Origin of the sequence: Micromonospora sp. NPDC005171, from assembly GCF_040608575.1 — a bacterium.
In the GTDB taxonomy this organism is placed as follows: domain Bacteria; phylum Actinomycetota; class Actinomycetes; order Mycobacteriales; family Micromonosporaceae; genus Micromonospora.
Genome location: NZ_JBEXIM010000009.1, coordinates 109977 through 124333, shown reverse-complemented (window position 1 = coordinate 124333; position 14357 = coordinate 109977). Strand labels below are relative to the sequence as shown.

Genomic DNA, 14357 nt, shown 5'->3' with positions numbered 1-14357 from the left:
GTAGCTGGTGCCGGAAACCGCTTTCGCCCAGGCCCGGGCGAACGTCCCCGGGTAGGGGGTCGCCCCGGGCGACTCAGTCACCGAGGCGCCCGACGCCGCCCATGAAGACCGCACGCTCGGCGTCCTCGGCGCTCTCCGGGGTGTCCGGTCGCCACTCGGGCACCCAGACCACGCCCGGGTCGAGCAGCTCGAACCCGTCGAAGAGCGCGGTCAGCTCGGCGCGGCTGCGCACCCACAGCGGGCTGTCGGTGCGCCGGTAGACCCGCTCTGCCTCGGCGCGTTCGTCGTCGCTGCGCCCGTCATCGCTGGCCTGTGACAACACCAGGTAACTGCCGGGCGCCAACGCGTCCCGCAGCGTCCGCAGCAGCTCCGCCGGACGGTCGTCGTCGGAGACGAAGTGCAGGACGGCCACGACCATCACGGCCACCGGTTGGCTCAGGTCGAGCAGCTTGCGGACGTCCGGGTGGGCCAGGATCGCCTCCGGATGGCGCAGGTCCTCCTGCACCACCGCAGCCCGCTCGTTGCCGGCGAGGATCTCGCGGCTGTGCGCCACCGCCACCGGGTCGACGTCCACATAGACCACGCGCGACTGCGGGTCGAGCCGCTGGGCGATCTCGTGCACGTTGCCGACGGTCGGGATGCCCGAGCCGATGTCCAGGAACTGCCGGATCCCGGCCTCGGCGAGGTGGTGCACGGCCCGGCGCAGGAACGCCCGGTTGGCCTGGGCCATCAACGGCGCCTCGGGCACCGCGGCGACCATCGCCTGCGCGGCGGCGCGATCGGCGGCGAAGTTGTGTGAGCCGCCGAGGTAGTAGTCGTACATCCGCGCGACGCTCGGGCGCTCGATGTCGATGGTGTCGGGTGCCCAGTCCGGCCGCTGCATGCGTTTCACCCCTCGAGTCCGCGACACGAGCATCGTCGCCCGCGCGGGTATTGTGCACCCGCCACGCACGCCAGACCATAGCGCGCCGGAGGTTGCCCGCCGACGTCGGTCGATGCGCGACGGTCCGCGCCGGCCGAGAAGCTGGCGCGGACCGTCGGTCGCGACGTCCCGCTCGACGAGCGGGAGGCAGGTCAGAACTTCGGCGCGTCCGGTGCCTCGAGCAGGCCGAGCCGGAGCGCGGTCATCAGGGCCTGAGCCCGGTTGGCCGCGCCGAGCTTCTCGTACAGCTTGGAGATGTGCGTCTTCGCCGTGGACTCGCTGACGAACAGCTGCTTGGCGATGCCCGCCACGCTCATCCCGTCGGCGAGCAGCCGCAGCACCTGCCCCTCCCGAGGAGACAACTGCGGGCCGGACGGGGCGAGCCGGCGCTTCATCGCCTCGGCCAGGTCAGCCGCGGTGAACGCGCTGGGGGAGGAGGCGGCGTGCCGTGCGGCGGCCACCACCTCGTCGGCCGGTGCGGTCTTCGGCACGAAGGCGCTCGCGCCGGCCTCCAGGGCGCCGAAGAGCTGGTCGTCGCCGGCGTACATGGTCAGCACCACGATGCCCATCGACGCGCTGGACTTGCGCAGCGCGCGGGTGGCCTCCAGGCCGCTGCCGTCGGGCAGCCGCAGATCCATGATCACCACGTCCGGCTGCAAGGCGCCGGCCTGGCGTACCCCCTCCGCCGCCGTGGCCGCCTCACCGACGACCTCGAACTGGCGGTCGCGCTCGAAGGCGTGCCGCAAACCCTTGCGAATCAGGTCATGATCGTCGACAAGGAGGACCTTGGTACGGGTGGCCGGTATCGGACTTGTGGTCATCCTCGGGTTACTCCCCTTCTGGTGCTGCGCTGCCGCGCACGTTATCGCGCCGGGCCGAGGTGCCGAGAACCACCGCCACGGTCGTGCCGCTGGGTTGCCGCGGCCTGATCTCCAACCGGCCCCGGATACGTTCCGCCCTCTCGGCCATGATCGCAAGACCGTACCGCCCGTCCGGGCGCTGGTCAGCCATCCCCTGACCGTCATCCGACACTTCTATTTGCGCGTACGGGGGGTCGACCTCACACGTGACCCACAAATTCGACGCACCGGCGTGTTTGCGCGCGTTGGTCACCGCCTCCTGCGCGATGCGCAGCAACTCGGCCTCGGTGGCGGCCGGCAGCCGGGCGGTGGACTCGTCCAGCGAGAGGTGCACCCGCAGCCCGCCGGACGCGCCCACGGTGCGCGCGTACTCGGCGATCGCCGCGGCCAGCCCGCCCTGCCGGTCCACCTCGCTGCGCAGCTCGAAGAGGCTCAGCCGCAGCTCCTGGATCACCCGGGTCACCTCGCCGCGCAGCGTACGCAGGGCCTCGGCGGTCTCGTCGGCGTCGTCGAAGACGGTGGCCAGGGCGTTGTCGATGCCGTAGCCGACCATCACCAGTTCCTGCGCCACCCCGTCGTGGATCTCCCGGGCCAGCCGCTGCCGCTCCTCGTTGGTGGCCAGCGAGCGCACCTCGTCGAAGAGCAGCGCCGCCTCCAACCGCAGCGCGGCCGGGCGGGTCAGCGCGGTCACCCGGGACACCACCGGCGGCGGGTACGCGTGCGCGGCGTCGGCCTCCAGCACCACCAGCCCCACCGTGCGCACACCGGCGACCAGCGGAATGATCAGCGCGGACACGTCGCCGCCGCGGTGCGAGCGGGACTGCGACCGGGCGGCCGTGGTGGCCTGCTGGGTGGCCCAGGCGTCGGCGATCGCCGAGTCCGCGTCCAGTGTCGTCTCCCAGTCCACCCGGTCGACGCCGGCCTGGGCGAGCACCACTAGCCGACCCCCGCCGCTGGCCGAGAGCACGGCGCCCCGGTCGGCGCGGGCCACCGTGCGCAGCTCCTCCAGCAGGTGCTCGGAGATGCCGCCCGGGTCCAGGGTCGCCCCGGGCAGCTGCCGGGCCACCGTACGGAGCTGGGTCAGCAGCCGGGTGGCCTCGGCGTACGGCTGAGGTTTGCCCTCACCGCGGACCGCCATCACCTGGTGCAGGGTGCCGGCGGCGTAGAGCCCCAGCGCCGCCAGGATCAGCCACTGCGCGCAGACCGCGAGGTAACCCGGCTGACCGAGCTGGGGCCCGCCGTCGACCCGGGTCAGCGCGCCGCTGAGCAGCAGGGTGGCGGCGGTGACCACGAGCAGCGCGGCGCCCTCCGGGAAGCGGCGGCGCAGCGCGGTGACGGTCACCGGGACCGCCAGGTAGGGCAGCACCGCTGACGCGCCCAGCCCGTCGACAGTGCCGCCGATGGACGCCACCGCGGCGACGTGGCTCGCGGCCAGCCCCAGCACGACCACCTCGGCCACCCGGCTCAGTGGGCCGACCAGCCGGTGCTGTGGTGCCAGCAGCGATGGCAGCCCGGCCACCGCGAGCAACGCGATCCACCACAGCTGGGTGACGTCGCGGGTGGCGAACAGGGTCAGGATGGCGATCAGCGCCAGCATCACCAGGCGGGCGGCCGCGGCGAGGGGATGCGGGTGCGGTGTGGTGGCTGTGGATGCGGGCACGTGACGGATGGTAGTCAGCCTCGGTAGATATCGGCGATCTCCGCCGCGTACGTCTTGTGGACAACCTGGCGCTTGACCTTGAGCGACGGGGTCAGCTCGCCGGTCGCCTCGGTGAAGTCGCGGGGCAGGACCCGGAACACCTTTATCGCTTCGGCCTTCGACACGGCCTGGTTCGCGGTGTCGATCGCGGCCTGGATCTCCTTGCGCAGGCCCTCGTGCTCGCGCAGCTGCTCGACGGGGGTGTCGAGGGGCATCCCGGCGCTCTCCAGCCAGGTCGGCAGTGCCTCCTCGTCGACGGTGACGAGTGCCGCGATGAACGGCTTGGCGTCACCGACCACGACACACTGGCTGATCAACGGGTGCGCCCGGACCAGGTCCTCCAGCACCGCCGGGGCGACGTTCTTGCCGCCGGCGGTGACGATCAGCTCCTTCTTGCGGCCGGTGATGCTCAGGTAGCCGTCGGAGTCGAGTTGGCCCAGGTCGCCGGTGCGGAACCAGCCGTCGGCGCTGATCGTCTCGGCCGTCGCAGTCTCGTTGCGCCAGTAACCCTGGAAAATCAACTCGCCGGAGATCAGGATCTCGCCGTCGTCCTCGATCCGCACTGTCACGCCGGGCAGCGGACGGCCGACGGTGCCCATCCGGGTGCCGGTGGGCAGGTTCGCGGCGGCGGCGGGCGAGGTCTCGGTGAGGCCGTAGCCCTCCAGGACCGTCACGCCGATGCCCCGGAAGAAGTGGCCGAGCCGGGCGCCGAGCGGCGCGCCGCCGGAGATCGCGTCCCGGCAGCGTCCGCCGAGCGCGGCGCGCAGCTTGCGGTAGACCAGCCGGTCGAAGACCACGTGCTGGGCGCGCAGCGCCAGGCCCGGTCCGCCCGGGGTCTCCAGCGCCTCGCTGTACGCGATGGCGACCTGCTCGGCGCGGGCGAAGACGCCGCCCTTGCCGTCCGCATCGGCCTTCTGCTTGGCCGCGTTGTAAACCTTCTCGAACACCCGGGGTACGGAGAGCACGAAGGTCGGTCGGAACGCCTGCAGCTCGGCGACCAGGTTCTTGGTGTCGGCGCAGTGCGCCATGGTGGCCCGCGCCTGCACGACACCGATCTGGATGAGTCGGGCGAAGGCGTGCGCCAGCGGCAGGAAGAGCAGGGTGCTCGCGCCGGCGTTGAACAGGTTCGGCAGCACCGGCACCGCGTTGGCGATGTCGGCGTACATGTTGCGGTGGGTGAGCACGCAGCCCTTGGGTCGGCCGGTGGTGCCGCTGGTGTAGATGATCGTGGCCAGGTCGCCGGCACGGATGGCCTTGCGCCGCCGCTCGACCTCGGCCAACTCGACAGTCGCGCCGGTCCTGACCAGCTCGTCGACCCCGCCCAGGTCGATCTGCCAGACCTGGCCCAGCTCGGGCAGCCGGTGCCGGACACCGTTGATCAGGGCGGCGTGCGCCTCGGTCTCCACCACGAGGGCGACCGCGTTGGAGTCTTCAAGGATCCACGCGGCCTGCTCGGCGCTGGACGTCTCGTAGATCGGCACGGTCACCGCGCCGACGGCCCAGATGGCGTAGTCCAGCAGTGTCCACTCGTAGCGGGTGCGGCTCATCAGCCCGACCCGGACACCGGGCTCGATGCCGGCGGCGATCAGCCCGCGGGCCACGGCGGCCACCTCGTCGCGGAACTGGAGGCAGGTCACCTCGGTCCAGGTGGTGACGGTGCCGTCGGCGTGCGGGGTGGGGCGGGCGAACTGGACGGCGTCGGGCGCGACTTCGGCGTTGTCCCAGACCGGATCGGTGAGGTTGGCCGCGTCGCCAACGGTGACGATCGGTGGGACGGAGAACTCGCGCACCTGCACTCCTTCGTGCTCGCACTGGTCGGGCTGGCCGCCGCCGTGGGCGTCGGCTGTGTCGAAACCTACCCGGCGGGCGGTCGGGGTGGGACAACCAGGAGGCGGGTAGCCTCCCCCCCATGGCGGACTCCTCCACCCAGTCGATCATCATCGGCGCCGCACCGGATCGGGTGACGGCGGTCATCTGCGACTTCGCGCGCTACCCGGAGTGGACCGACGCGGTGCGTCGCGCCGAGGTCGTCGAGGAGTACGAGGACGGCTACCCCAGTCAGGTGCATTTCACCATCGACGCCGGGGTGATGGCCGACGACTACGTGCTCGCCTACGAGTACGCCGAGGACCTGTCTCGGATCGAATGGCACCTGGTCGCCCCCTCGAAGATGCAGAAGTCCCAGCGCGGCTCGTACGACCTGGTGGGGAACCCGGACGGCAGCACCACGGTGACCTACACGCTGGAGGTCGACCTGTCGGTCGGGATGCTCGGGATGTTTCGGCGCAAAGCCGAAAAGATGATCATGGACACCGCGTTGAAGCAGCTCAAGCGCCGGGTAGAAGCAACCGGTGCGGCGCAGTGACGTGTCCGGTGGCACGGTAGAGGAGCCGACGGTGGGCGGAACGGATCCGGGTTCGGCCCGGGAAGAGGCAGAACGGCTGGTCGCCACCCTGCTGGCAGGGGCGCGACTGGCCTCCGCCGGCTCGGCGGGCGGCGCGCTCGGCTCGTTGGGCGGGATGCTGTCCGGTGTCCTCGGTCACAGCGCCGGCCCGGACGGCCGCTCCGGCGCCGGTGGTGCTTTCGCCACCGGTTCGGCCGAATGCTGCGTCTGCCCGGTCTGTCGGGGCATCGCCGCGTTGCGAGACCCGAGTCCGGAATTCGCCGAACGCCTCGCCACCGGCGCCGGTGACCTCGCCGCCGGTGTCGCCAGCCTGCTCCGGGCGTTCTCCCCGGCCGAACCGCCCGCGCCGGGCCCCGCCGAGCCGACCACCCCGCCGGAGCCGGCCCCCGCCGCGAGCACCGACGACCTGCTCCCCGAACCACCACACAGCGCCCCGCCCACAGCGACCGCCGACGACCACGTGTGGCGCGATGCCACCCGTACCGGGCATGATTCTCAGCCGGCGCCGGAGCGGGATGTCTGGTCGGTCGCCACCCGGACGGCGGACCCACTCGCCCCGGCCGCCGTACCACCCGTCGACGAGGCCGGGCCGGCGACCGTACCGGCACCGACCACCCGCCCCGTGGTGCCCGCCTCGCGGGTGCCCGATGACGCCGACGCGGAAGCATCGGGCGACGGCGCCTGAGCGCGGGACCTTCCGACCCGGACCGGCACTGGGCCGGGACCTGGGCCGGACAGCACAGCAGAGGGGGGCGGTAGCGGTGACGCTGACCATCGGAGTCGACGTCGGTGGCACGAAGGTGGCCGGCGGTGTCGTGGACGACACCGGCACGGTCCTCGTGCAGACCCGACGGGACACTCCCGCCGATGACGTCGCCAAGACCCGGGACGTCATCATCGAGTTGGTCGGCGAGTTGGCTGCCGGGCGGACCATCGAGGCCGTCGGCATCGGCGCGGCCGGGTGGATCGACGCCAGCCGTTCGACGGTGCTCTTCGCCCCCAACCTGGCGTGGCGTGACGAACCGCTGCGCGAGTACGTCAGCGAGGCCGTCGGTCTGCCGGTGATCGTGGAGAACGACGGGAACGTCGCCGCGTGGGCCGAGTTCCGCTACGGCGCGGCCCGCGACGCCGACGACTCGATGATCATGTTCACCATCGGCACCGGTGTGGGCGGCGGCATCGTCCTCGGTGGCGACCTGATGCGCGGCTCGCACGGCATCGCCGCCGAGTTGGGCCACATGCTGGCCGTACCGGACGGGCACCAGTGCGGCTGCGGCCGGCTGGGCTGCATCGAGCAGTACGCCAGCGGCAGCGCCCTGGTCCGGTTCGCCCGGGCCGGCGCCCGGCAGGAGCCCAACCGGGCCACCGCCCTGCTGAAGCTGGCCGGCGGTGAGGCCGAGGCGATCACCGGCCCGATGGTGACCGCCGCCGCGCAGGGCGGCGACCCGGTCTCCGCCGAGGCGTTCGCCCAGATCGGCCGGTGGCTGGGCACCAGCCTCGCCGACATGGCGCAGATCCTCGACCCGCAGACCCTGGTGGTCGGCGGCGGGGTGATCGACGCCGGTGACCTGCTGCTCGGCCCCACCCGCCGCTCGTACCTCGACGCGCTCGCCCAGCGCGGTCGCCTGCCGGTGGCCGAGGTGCTCCCGGCGGAGCTGGGCAACAGCGCCGGGGTGATCGGCGCCGCTGACCTGGCCCGCCGGATCTGAGGCGGTCCGGGGTGGGCGTGCCGCTGCGCGTGGTGTCGTACAACATCCACAGCCAGCGCGACGACACCGCCGCGCTGGCGGCGGTGGTCCGGGCCGCGCGGCCGGACGTGGTGATCGTGCAGGAGGGCCCGCGCCGGTTCCGGTGGCGGCAGAAGTCCGCCACGTTGGCCGAGTCGTTCGGTCTGGTGGTGGCCGCCGGTGGGCTGCCCGCCCTGGGCAACCTGCTCCTGACCAGCCTGCGGGTCCAGGTGCTCGGCACCCGCTGCCAGCGCTTCCCGCTGACCCCCGGCCGGCACCTGCGAGGCGCCGCGTACGCCGACTGCCGGGTCGGTGACGCCCGGTTCACCCTCGCCGGCTCGCACCTGTCCACCGACCCGGCGGAGCGGCCCTCGCAGGCCGCCGAGTTCAAGCGTGGCCTGGACGCGGCGACCAGCCCGGTGCTGGCCGGGGCGGACCTCAACGAGGGTCCGGACGGGCCCGCCTGGGCCACCGTGTCGCGCGGGTTGACCGACGCGGCGGTGGCGGCCGACCGGGCCGAGCGGCTCACCTACTCCTGCGCCGACCCGCGCCGACGCATCGACGCGCTCTTCGTCGATCCGCGGATCACAGTTGTCGACTACGACGTGGTGGACACCCCGCAGACCCGGCGGGCCAGCGACCACTTCCCGGTCCTTGTCGACCTGCTGCTGCCCACCGCCGGCTGACCCCCGCCCCGGCTCGACCGTTCCAGGACTGGACATCCGGCCCGGTTGTGGAGAGGATTTCGCGGCGACCGGCACGCCTGCCGTACCAAAAGGAGATCTCCCCGGTGTCCACCTCCACCGACCACGGCCGGCCCGACCCGGAGGCGACCTCGCCCGCGGCGAACAGCGACGGTCGCCCGGTCTCCGACCGGGGCGACACGGTCTGCGTCATCGGGGCCGGGGCCAGCGGCCTGACGGCCATCAAGAACCTGCGCGAGCACGGGTTCGGCGTCGACTGCTACGAGCGGGAGACCGGCGTCGGCGGCGCCTGGAACTGGCGACACGACCGCAGCCCGGTGTACGCCAGCACCCACCTGATCTCGTCGAAGCCGTTCACCCAGTTCCCTGACTTCCCGATGCCGGACTCCTGGCCGGACTACCCGCACCACGGTCAGGTGCTGTCCTACTTCGAGCGGTACGCCGACCACTTCGACCTGCGCTCGCACATCTGGTTCGGCACCGAGGTGATCCGGGTCGAGCCCGTGGAGGGCGACCGGTGGGACGTGACCACCCGCTCCACCGGCGGGTACGGTCCGGAGCGCACCGCCCGGTACGCCGCCGTGGTGATCGCCAACGGTCACAACTGGTCGCCGAAGCTGCCCCGCTACGAGGGCCTCGAACAGTTCCGTGGCGAGATCATGCACGCCTCGTCCTACAAGGACCCGGCGCAGCTGCGCGGTAAGCGGGTGCTGGTGGTCGGCGCCGGCAACACCGGCTGCGACATCGCCGTCGAGGCCGCCCAGCAGGCGTCGCGCTGCTGGCACTCCACCCGGCGCGGGTACTGGTACGCGCCGAAGTACGTCCTCGGTCGCCCCGCCGACCAGGTCAACGACACCCTGTTGGCGCTGCGGGTGCCGCTGCGGGTGCGGCAGTGGCTCTACCACTGGACGCTGCGGCTGACCGTCGGCGACCTGACCCGCTTCGGCCTGCCCAAGCCCGACCACCGGGTGTACGAGACGCACCCGATCGCGAACAGCCAGCTCGTCTACTACGTGGGCCACGGCGCGATCGGCCCGGTGCCGGACGTCGCCCGGTTCCACCCGTACGCCGTGGAGTTGGCCGACGGCCGCGAGATCGACCCCGAGGTGGTCGTCTTCGCCACCGGCTACCTGCCGCGCTTCGAGTTCCTCGACGCGTCGGTGTTCGGTGACAGCGCGGGTGCGGGCCGGCCCACGCTGTGGCTCAACGCGTTCACCCCGGGGCACCCGACCCTGGCCGTCGCCGGTCTGCTGCAACCGGACTCCGGGCTGTTCACCCTGTCGCACTGGCAGACGGTGCTCTTCGCCCGACTGCTACGGGCCCGCCGGGACCGGCCGGAACGGGCCACGGCGTTCGCGCAGCGGGTGCGAGAGCGGGCCGGGGAGCGGTACTCCGGGCCGGTCAAGGAGAGCAGCCGGCACTGGTTCGAGGTCGGACATGCCGACTATCTGCGCGCCATCCAGCGCGCCCTGGTCGAGCTGGAGGGTAAGTGAGCGCGAGGAGTGAGCTTGCGAGCCCCGCAGTCGCGAACGAAAGGTTGGCACCGTGAGCGCGAGCGAGCTGCGGATCATGCGGGGCCGGGAGTGGTCCCGTCCGGTCCGGCCGGCCCGGCGTGAGGTGCTCAGCGCGATCCCCGAGCTGGAACAGGGGCGTCCGCCGCTGCTCTTCGTTCCCGGGTTCGGGCACGGCGCGTGGGCGTTCGCCGAGCACTGGTTGGGTCACGCGGCGTCGCGGGGGTTCCCGGCGTACGCGGTGAGCCTGCGCGGGCACGGTGGCAGTGAGCCGGCGCCGGAGGCGACGCTGCGGGCGTACGCCCACGATGTGGTCCAGGTGGCCGCGAGCCTGCCGCGGCAGGCGGTGCTGGTGGGGCACGGCGCCGGGGCCCTGGTGGTGGCGCACGCGTTGGCCCGCTACCCGGCGCGCGGCGCGGTCCTGGTGGCGCCGGTCTTCGGCGGCTGGGGACTGCTGGGCGCGGCGTTGCGCCGCAACCCCGCCGGCACGCTGCCGGCCGTGTTCGGCGGTCCGTTGCGGCTCAACCGGGGGCAGCTGTTCAGCCGCGAGTTGCCCGACGAGGAGGCTCGGCGGTACGTCGGACGCCTCGGTCGGGCGGGTCGGCGGGCCCAGTGGGCGCTGCTGGGTGAGCCGGCGGCCGAGCCGGCCGTGGGCGAGCCCCCGGTGTTGGTGCTGGGCAGCCCGGACGACCGGGTGGTGCCGGCGTCGACGCTGACCCGGGTGGCCCGCCGGTACGGGTCGGCCCCGCTGCTCTTCCCCGGGATGGGCCACGACCTGATGCTGGATTCGCGGTGGGCGGAGCCGATCGACGCGATCCTGGACTGGCTGGAGAAGGAGCCCGCGGCGCACTGAGATCCGGGCCGGCGGTCAGCCGCCGGCCTGGTGGACGGCCGGGCTGCTGCCGGTCGGTGTGGTCGGCCGGGGCACCCGAGCGGTGCCGTCGGCGGCGGTGTCGGTGCTGGCCAGGCGACTGACCAGGGCGCCGCCCTCGTCCAGGGCGTGCAGGTAGGAGCGGGCCCAGGCCCGGATGTCGTGCTGGTGCAGGTGGGCGCGCATGGCCCGCATCCGCTGGGTGGTGTCGGCCGGGCTGGCGCGCAGCGCCGCACGCAGGCCCTGCTTGAGCCCTTCCAGGTCGTGCGGGTTGACCAGGTACGACTGGGACAGCTCGGCGGCGGTGCCGGCGAACTCGCTGAGCAGCAGGGCGCCCGTGTCGTCGACCCGCGCTGCCACGTACTCCTTGGCGACCAGGTTCATTCCGTCGCGCAACGGGGTCACCGCCATCACGTCGGCGACCCGGTAGAGCGCGGCCAGCTCGGCCCGGTCGAAGGGCTGGGTGAGGTAGTGGATCGCCGGCTCGCCGACCCGGCCGAACTCGCCGTTGATCCGGCCGACCTCGCGCTCGATGCGCTCGCGGAGGATCTGGTACTGGCCGACGCGTTCCCGGCTCGGCATGGCGACCTGCACCAGCACCGTGTCGCGGACCTTGACGTCGCCGCTGGCGAGCAACTCGCTGTACGCCTTGAGGCGCTGCTCGATGCCCTTCGTGTAATCCATCCGGTCCACGCTGAGGATGACCTGCCGGGGGTCGCCGAGGTCCTGACGGAGCCGGTGGGCCCGAGCGGCCACGTCCGGACGGTCCGCGAGCGCGGCCATCTCGGCGGTGTCGATGGAGACCGGGAACGCGCCGATGCGGACGACCCGGTCGTCGATGCCGATCCGCCGGTCGGTGGCCGGCAGCTCCAGCACCCGGGTGACCAACTGGGCGAAGTTGTGCGCCGCCTGCACCCGCTGGAAGCCGACCAGGTCGGCGCCGAGCATGCCGCGCAGCAGTTCGGCCCGGCGGGGCAGTTGCATGAAAAGCTCCGGCGGCGGGAACGGCACGTGCAGGAAGAACCCGATGCGCAGGTCGGGGCGGAGCGCGCGCAGCTGACCGGGGACGAGTTGCAGGTGGTAATCCTGCACCCAGACCACCCCACCCGGCTCGGCCACCTCCGCGGTCGCCTCGGCGAAGCGCTGGTTGACCCGCTGGTAGGCCTCCCACCAGCGGCGATGGTGCTGCGGCTGTTCCACGGAGTCGTGATAGAGCGGCCAGAGGGTGGCGTTGGCGAACCCCTCGTAGTGGTCGCGCAGGTCTTCCGGGCTGAGCGCGACGGTGTGCATCCGTACGCCGTCCACGTCCGGCAGTGCGGGGGCCGGCCCAGTGCCACCGGCCCAGCCGACCCAGGTCGCCGGGGTGTGCCGCAGGAGCGGGTGCAGTGCGCTGACCAACCCACCTGGGCTGCGCCGCCACTCGCAGGCCCCGTCGGGGGCCTGACTGTCGTCGATGGGGAGGCGGTTGGCCACCACCACGAGAGAACTCTGTCGCATCTCGGGCATTCCGATCAGCAGAGGACTGACCGCCGCGAGCAAGGAAAAACCGGTCAGTCAGCGGGGGAAGTGACGTACAGCGGTATTCCTACTGACAGTAAGTTACACCACTGTTACGCGTCCGGCGGGTCGCTGCCGTCCCGGGATGCGGGCCGGGCTCAGACGACGGCGCCGTTGTCCGGGTCGTCCTCGTCGTCGTCGCCGGGGCGCAGCCGCCAGATCAGCGTGACGAAACCGGCCAGGATGCCGGTGAACCCGAACAGCGTGACCGCCGAGCGGTCGATCGGGAGCAGCCACGGGAAGAGGAACAGCACGAACCCGACGACCACCCCGAGCACGCCGATCACCGCGTACTTGCTGACCCGTGGCAGCGGCGGCGGTGGCGGCGGGTGGTAGCCCTCGTCGTCCTCGTCGTCGGGCAGGTCGGCGCCGAAGGTGTCCAACCCGTCCAGCAGCGAGGGCTCGTCCGGTCGGGTGCCGCGCCCCACGGAGATCCCGGAGATGTCGGTCGCGGACGGTAGCCGGCGAACGTCGGTGGCGGTCGGGCCGGGCTCGTCCGCGCCGGAGCGGGTCAGCGGCCCGGAGGTCGGTTCGTCCCGGGAGTCCCGTTCGTCCACGTCCTCCGAGGCCGGCCACGGGTGGTCACCGGGAGTGGAGGTGGTGTGGAAGCCGGCCACGATCCGCGCCCACTCGGCGTCGATGTCCGGTTCGTCGCGAGCCGGCGGCTGCTCCGGCGTGGTCTCGTCGGCGAGCTGGGTCAGATAGTCCCGGGCGGTGGTCAGGTGTGAGCGGTCGACGTAGAGCCGGTCGACCGGCCGGGCCGGCACGGTGGTGGTGCGGGTGACCGGGTTGAGGTCGGCGGACGGCTGGAGGTAGGCGGCGATCCCGCCGGCGGCCAGCACGTCGAGCAGGTGCTCACCGACGCGCGGATCGACATCGCCGACGACGGCGTACTCGTTCGCGTCGAGCCCGTTGTCCCGCCGTCCCCGGCGGGCCCCACCCGCTGACACCCGGACATCCCCCTTAACGCGCCTTGCGGCGCGGCCACCGCTGCCCTTCGACGCCCGTCCGCACGCCGTGCTCTGAATCGTGACACGTCAGGGCATGGTTCCGGGAGTGCGTTGTGTCGCGTCTTCCAAAGTCACGGCTACTCCCGCAGGTCGCGGCGGGCCTCCTTTGTCCGTTCTTGCGCGACAAGTGCGATCTCGGTGATCGTTGGCAGCGAGGCGCCCCGACCCGCCGAGCGCAGCCCCACCGACCTGCCAGCGGCCCCGAACGACGTGGCAGCGGTGACCGCCGATGAGTGCCCGGGGTTTCGTCCGTTGTGGTGAGAGCGCTCGCTTCGTAGGCTCGGCGGCGACGACGGCTGGCGCTGTCGCGGGCACACCACGGGAAAGGACGCCGGTGCTCTACTGGCTGCTGAAGTACGTCATCCTTGGTCCGCTGCTCAAGCTGATCTTCCGCCCGCAGGTGGAGGGCCTGCGCAACGTGCCGGCGACCGGCCCGGTGATCCTGGCGAGCAACCACCTCTCCTTCTCCGACTCGATCTTCACACCGTTGATCACCGCCCGGAAGGTCACCTTCGTCGCCAAGGCCGAGTACTTCACCGGCAAGGGAATCAAGGGCTGGCTGACCAAGATGTTCTTCGTCGGCACCGGCACGATTCCGGTGGACCGCTCCGGCGGCCGGGCCGCGCGCGCCGCCCTGGACACCCAGTTGCAGGTGCTGCGCGCCGGGGGAGTGGCGGGCATCTACCCCGAGGGCACCCGCTCCCCGGACGGGCGGCTCTACCGGGGTAAGACCGGGGTGGCCCGGCTCGCCCTGGAAAGCGGCGCGCTGGTGGTGCCCGTGGCAATGCTCAACGCCGACGAGATCCAACCACCGGGCAAGCTCATCCCCAAGATCGATCGGGTGAAGATCCGGTTCGGGGCGCCGCTGGACTTCTCCCGCTACGCCGGGCTGGCCGGCGACCGGTTCGTCGAGCGCGCGGTCACCGACGAGATCATGTACGAGTTGATGGAGCTCTCCGGCCGGGAGTACGTCGACATCTACGCCCAGAAGCTCAAGGCGTCCGTCCCGACGCCGCTGGCCGCCTGACCACCGCCGGGCCCGGCCGCCCGTCCCGACGCCGCTGGCCGCCTGACCACCGCCGGGCCCGGCCG

The 14357-nt window shown here is 72.4% G+C and carries 13 protein-coding genes; 7 read left to right on the top strand and 6 right to left on the bottom strand.

All coding sequences use genetic code 11. The features are described 5' to 3' along the window. Positions 1-73 precede the first annotated feature (73 nt). The 4 genes from ABZU74_RS14970 to ABZU74_RS14955 all read right to left on the bottom strand — a co-directional run bounded on the left by ABZU74_RS14970 (position 74) and on the right by ABZU74_RS14955 (position 5271). Positions 74-883 (bottom strand): SAM-dependent methyltransferase, encoded by an 810-nt coding sequence (locus ABZU74_RS14970; RefSeq protein WP_355423196.1) that lies wholly within the window; start codon positions 881-883, stop codon positions 74-76. A gap of 191 nt (positions 884-1074) precedes the next feature. Next, positions 1075-1743, bottom strand: coding sequence for a response regulator transcription factor (locus ABZU74_RS14965; RefSeq protein WP_030337723.1), 669 nt, complete (start codon positions 1741-1743; stop codon positions 1075-1077). Positions 1744-1750: 7 nt separating this feature from the next. After that, positions 1751-3442, bottom strand: a complete 1692-nt coding sequence (locus tag ABZU74_RS14960) for a GAF domain-containing sensor histidine kinase (RefSeq protein ID WP_355423192.1) — start codon at positions 3440-3442, stop codon at positions 1751-1753. 14 nt (positions 3443-3456) lie between these two features. Beyond that, positions 3457-5271 carry a long-chain fatty acid--CoA ligase gene (locus ABZU74_RS14955; protein WP_355423189.1) on the bottom strand — a complete coding sequence of 605 codons (1815 nt, stop codon included), beginning with the start codon at positions 5269-5271 and terminating at the stop codon, positions 3457-3459. Between the two features lie 119 nt (positions 5272-5390). On the opposite strand from ABZU74_RS14955, the gene ABZU74_RS14950 reads away from it, so the two are divergent. The 6 genes from ABZU74_RS14950 to ABZU74_RS14925 all read left to right on the top strand — a co-directional run bounded on the left by ABZU74_RS14950 (position 5391) and on the right by ABZU74_RS14925 (position 10680). Beyond that, positions 5391-5846: an SRPBCC family protein gene (locus tag ABZU74_RS14950; protein WP_355423186.1), complete on the top strand. Its 456-nt coding sequence runs from the start codon at positions 5391-5393 to the stop codon at positions 5844-5846. Positions 5847-5877: 31 nt separating this feature from the next. Beyond that, on the top strand, positions 5878-6570 hold the full coding sequence (locus ABZU74_RS14945) for a hypothetical protein (RefSeq protein ID WP_355423183.1): 693 nt from the start codon (positions 5878-5880) through the stop codon (positions 6568-6570). Between the two features lie 76 nt (positions 6571-6646). Beyond that, positions 6647-7594, top strand: coding sequence for an ROK family glucokinase (locus tag ABZU74_RS14940; protein WP_355423180.1), 948 nt, complete (start codon positions 6647-6649; stop codon positions 7592-7594). Beyond that, positions 7591-8298, top strand: coding sequence for an endonuclease/exonuclease/phosphatase family protein (locus tag ABZU74_RS14935; RefSeq protein ID WP_355423363.1), 708 nt, complete (start codon positions 7591-7593; stop codon positions 8296-8298). Before ABZU74_RS14940 ends, ABZU74_RS14935 begins: the two co-directional genes overlap by 4 nt. Positions 8299-8402: 104 nt before the next feature. Then, the gene (locus tag ABZU74_RS14930) at positions 8403-9809 is read left to right on the top strand and encodes an NAD(P)-binding domain-containing protein (RefSeq protein ID WP_355423177.1); all 1407 of its coding nucleotides are present in this window, start codon (positions 8403-8405) and stop codon (positions 9807-9809) included. A gap of 76 nt (positions 9810-9885) precedes the next feature. Next, a complete protein-coding gene (locus tag ABZU74_RS14925; protein WP_355423360.1) occupies positions 9886-10680 on the top strand; it encodes an alpha/beta fold hydrolase in 795 nt (264 codons plus the stop codon). Between the two features lie 15 nt (positions 10681-10695). Here ABZU74_RS14925 and ABZU74_RS14920 read toward each other — a convergent pair whose 3' ends face one another. Both ABZU74_RS14920 and ABZU74_RS14915 read right to left on the bottom strand, forming a co-directional pair. Further along, complete coding sequence (locus ABZU74_RS14920; RefSeq protein ID WP_355423174.1) at positions 10696-12195, bottom strand: trehalose-6-phosphate synthase; 1500 nt, start codon at positions 12193-12195, stop codon at positions 10696-10698. A 158-nt stretch (positions 12196-12353) separates the two neighbouring features. After that, on the bottom strand, positions 12354-13205 hold the full coding sequence (locus ABZU74_RS14915; RefSeq protein WP_355423171.1) for a DUF308 domain-containing protein: 852 nt from the start codon (positions 13203-13205) through the stop codon (positions 12354-12356). 394 nt (positions 13206-13599) lie between these two features. Here ABZU74_RS14915 and ABZU74_RS14910 point away from each other — a divergent pair, with 394 nt between their 5' ends. Next, positions 13600-14292 (top strand): lysophospholipid acyltransferase family protein, encoded by a 693-nt coding sequence (locus ABZU74_RS14910; protein ID WP_355423168.1) that lies wholly within the window; start codon positions 13600-13602, stop codon positions 14290-14292. Positions 14293-14357 lie beyond the last annotated feature (65 nt).